Source organism: Pollutimonas nitritireducens (assembly GCF_002849615.1).
Classification (GTDB): domain Bacteria; phylum Pseudomonadota; class Gammaproteobacteria; order Burkholderiales; family Burkholderiaceae_B; genus Pollutimonas; species Pollutimonas nitritireducens.
The window spans coordinates 1-3,137 of sequence record NZ_PDNV01000028.1 but is presented as its reverse complement, the minus strand read 5'-3'; the positions used below and the strand labels follow the sequence as shown (position 1 = coordinate 3,137).

The window sequence follows — 3,137 nt, the reverse complement described above, 5'->3', positions numbered from 1 at the left end:
GTAACGGCCCGGCCAGCACCGTGTTGCGTTAAATCCGAATCTGCATCAGCCGCTCGTTGACCTCTTGAAGGTCGAAGGCAGCTGGATCGAATGGGCCGCCATGCCATTGCATCATCTGTTCGTGTTCAGGATGCGCGGGATTGGCCATGGCCTCCAAGAACTCCATATAGCCCGGCTCCCCACCCACATCTTCGGGCGGGCAGGCATTGGCGCCGTCCAGGCACCAAGGGGAATCCAGCGGGCCGCTAAAGGGCGTCACCTCGATCAGCCGAATCCGATGGGCCCAGTTATCCCCGTAGTCGTAGATGTAATCGAGTTGACGCCGTACGCCCAGCGCCTTGTCCAGGCGCACGCGCTTCTCGCTTCTCAGATCAGGCTCGGGGTAATCGGGGTCAAGCTCACCGTAATGCGTATCGTCGATGATGAACTCGTGCAGATGGCCGCCGAGCCAGCCCATGGCTTGCTGGATGGTGACGTGCAGCTTGGGCAGGGTGATGCGACTGGGAACCACAATGGTGCGGTAGACCGTCGGCTGAACGTAGCGCAGTTCGATACGCAATACCATCGCTTGCCCTTGCAGCGCGACGACCTTGGCGACCATTATGCCGCTCTATCCAGCGACAGCGCGTGCTTGCCAACGTTCCACGGCAACAGTTCATCAATCCGGTTTACCGGATGATCGGCAATCACGGTCAAGACATGGCGCAGGTACGCCTGCGGATTGATGTCGTTTAATTTGGCGGTGCCCAACAGGCTATACATGGTGGCCGCACGTTCGCCCCCCGCATCCGAACCAAGGAACAGGTAGTTTTTCCTGCCTAGGGCCACACCGCGCAGCGCCCGCTCGGCCGCATTGTTGTCGATCTCAATGCGGCCATCGTCCAGGTAGCGCGTCAGGGCCTGCCACTGGTTCATGGCATAGGTGATCGCGTCAGCCGTTTTCGATTTGCGCGAGACGGTCGGCAACTGTTCACGCAACCAGGCATACAACGCGGTGACGATGGGTTTGGCATGCTCTTGACGCGCGCCTTGGCGCACATCGGGTGGACTGCCGCGGATACTGGATTCGATCTTGTAGAGCTCGGCAATACGCTCAAGCACATAGGTCGTAATGGGCGTGGCGTCTTTAACGTGAACGTCGTAGAACTTGCGTCGGGCGTGCGCCCAGCAACCCGCTTCGACTACACGGCCTGATTCGTAAACCTTGTTGTACCCGGCGAAGGCATCGGCTTGCAGGATACCCATATAGTCCTTCAGGTGGGTCTGTGGATGGATACCGCGCCGATCGGGCGAGTAACGCATCCACATGGCCGGTGCCGTGGTGTCGCCACTGGGCCGATCATCGCGGGCATAGACCCAGAGGCGCGCTTCGCGTGTCCTGCCGGTACCCGGCGCCAACACCTTGATCGGGGTGTCATCGGTATGCAGTTTATCGGCCGTAAAGACATGACGGCGCAGCGCATCGATCAAGGGGCGCAGCAACTCGTGCACACCGCCGACCCAGTCGCCCACCGTGCTCTGGGCCAAGTTCACGTGCTCGCGCTCGTAGATTTGACACTGGCGGTACAGCGGTTGATGATCTAGATATTTACTGACCATCACGTGGCTAAGCAACCCGGGGCCAGCGAAGCTGCGGGCAATCGGCCGACTGGGCGCGCTCGCCTGTGCCATTCGGTCACAACAGCGGCACGCCAGGCGTGGGCGTACATGACGAACGATTCGGAAGCTGGCCGGGATGTGCTCCAACACCTCGCTGACGTCTTCGCCCAAGCGTTGCCACGCACCCCCGCAATCAGGGCAGGCAGATTCCTTGGGAAGGTGCTCATGCACTTCACGCGGCAGATGCTCGGGTAGCGGCCGACGTGGCGGAGCCGCACGCGCGGCAGACGCTTGCGTCGATTCGATTTTTTCGGCGCGCCCACCCTGATTGATGTGTAGCTCTTCCAGTTCAAGCTGCAATTGATCGATCTGGGCAACGAGCCGCTCGGACTTCTGGCCGAACAACATGCGGCGCAGTTTATCGAGCAGCAGGCCCAGGCGTGCGATCTCTTGCTTATCGTCGTGTGTGCCTTGGCGCAGCGTTTCGCGCTCCACCACCCACTGTGCACGCTCTTGCCCGAAGGCATCGATCTGAGCAGATTGGGCCGATAACAATGCCTTGAGGGCAGCGATATTATCGGGCAGTTGGGCGGCGTTGAGCATGGCCGTTATTTTACCAAATAACGGCCATTAAATGGTAGGCATAAAGCCCCGAAACACCAATAAATACGCCACTTTCAACGTTTCTAATGGCGCCCGCTTCGAAGGCTAAACTCGGGTTGGTCTATGCGTACGCGCAGGCCGTCGCCAGTCGATGCCTTCGAGCAGCATCGATAGCTGCGCCGGCGTTAAATGCACCGCGCCCGACTCGGCACTGGGCCATACGAAGTGGCCATGCTCCAGGCGCTTGGCCAGCAGGCACATACCATCGCCACTCCACCACAACACCTTGATGCGATCACCCTTGCGACCTCGGAAGACGAACACATGGCCGCTGAAGGGGTCTTCGAGAAGCGTCGCCTGGACGGTGGCCGCCAACCCATCGAAACCTCGGCGCATGTCGGTAACTCCGGCGGCCAACCACACGCGGGTTCCGGTCGGTAAACCAATCATGGGCGCAGCGCTTCGATGACGTAGCGTAACGTGGCCGGGTCGGGCGCCCCGTGAAGCAGGACACGTGCGCCGCTAAAGATTAGTTCAATATCCCCCGCCCCGATGCTGCCTTGCCCGTCAACTATCTTGGCCGGTTGCTGCTGTGGTGTGTTCGAAGTCGCTTTAATCTGCACCGGCAGCAACACCGGCCCTTGGTTGATTGGCCCGAAGTCGCCACGCCGATATTGCCAGCGCCAGTTATGCAATTGGTTGGCATTGACGCCGTGTGTCAGCGCGACCCGTGCTATTGAGGCTCCCGCCACCATCGATTCTTGCACCACTTGCCGCTTGTACTCGACCGGATAGCGGCGCCGAGAGCCTTGAGAGGCCGCCACCAAAGAAAGAGAATCGCTCATCGAAATACGTGTCCATCTCAAAAAATACATGGACACGTATCTTGATGAGATTTAACCCAAATTTCTAGGCGGTACAGGGCGGGCCGTTAC

General features: G+C 59.7%; 4 protein-coding genes. All 4 read right to left on the bottom strand.

Translation table 11 applies throughout. The features are described 5' to 3' along the window. Positions 1–28 precede the first annotated feature (28 nt). Positions 29–601: a plasmid pRiA4b ORF-3 family protein gene (locus tag CR155_RS20515; RefSeq protein ID WP_102071911.1), complete on the bottom strand. Its 573-nt coding sequence runs from the start codon at positions 599–601 to the stop codon at positions 29–31. After that, positions 601–2,202 (bottom strand): IS66 family transposase, encoded by a 1,602-nt coding sequence (gene tnpC, locus CR155_RS20510; protein WP_102071910.1) that lies wholly within the window; start codon positions 2,200–2,202, stop codon positions 601–603. Before tnpC ends, CR155_RS20515 begins: the two co-directional genes overlap by 1 nt. A gap of 105 nt (positions 2,203–2,307) precedes the next feature. Continuing rightward, complete coding sequence (tnpB, locus tag CR155_RS20505; RefSeq protein WP_102071909.1) at positions 2,308–2,652, bottom strand: IS66 family insertion sequence element accessory protein TnpB; 345 nt, start codon at positions 2,650–2,652, stop codon at positions 2,308–2,310. Then, entirely contained in the window at positions 2,649–3,047 is a 399-nt protein-coding gene (tnpA, locus tag CR155_RS20500) for an IS66-like element accessory protein TnpA (protein WP_102071908.1), read from the bottom strand. The genes tnpB and tnpA overlap by 4 nt, the downstream gene beginning before the upstream one ends. Positions 3,048–3,137 lie beyond the last annotated feature (90 nt).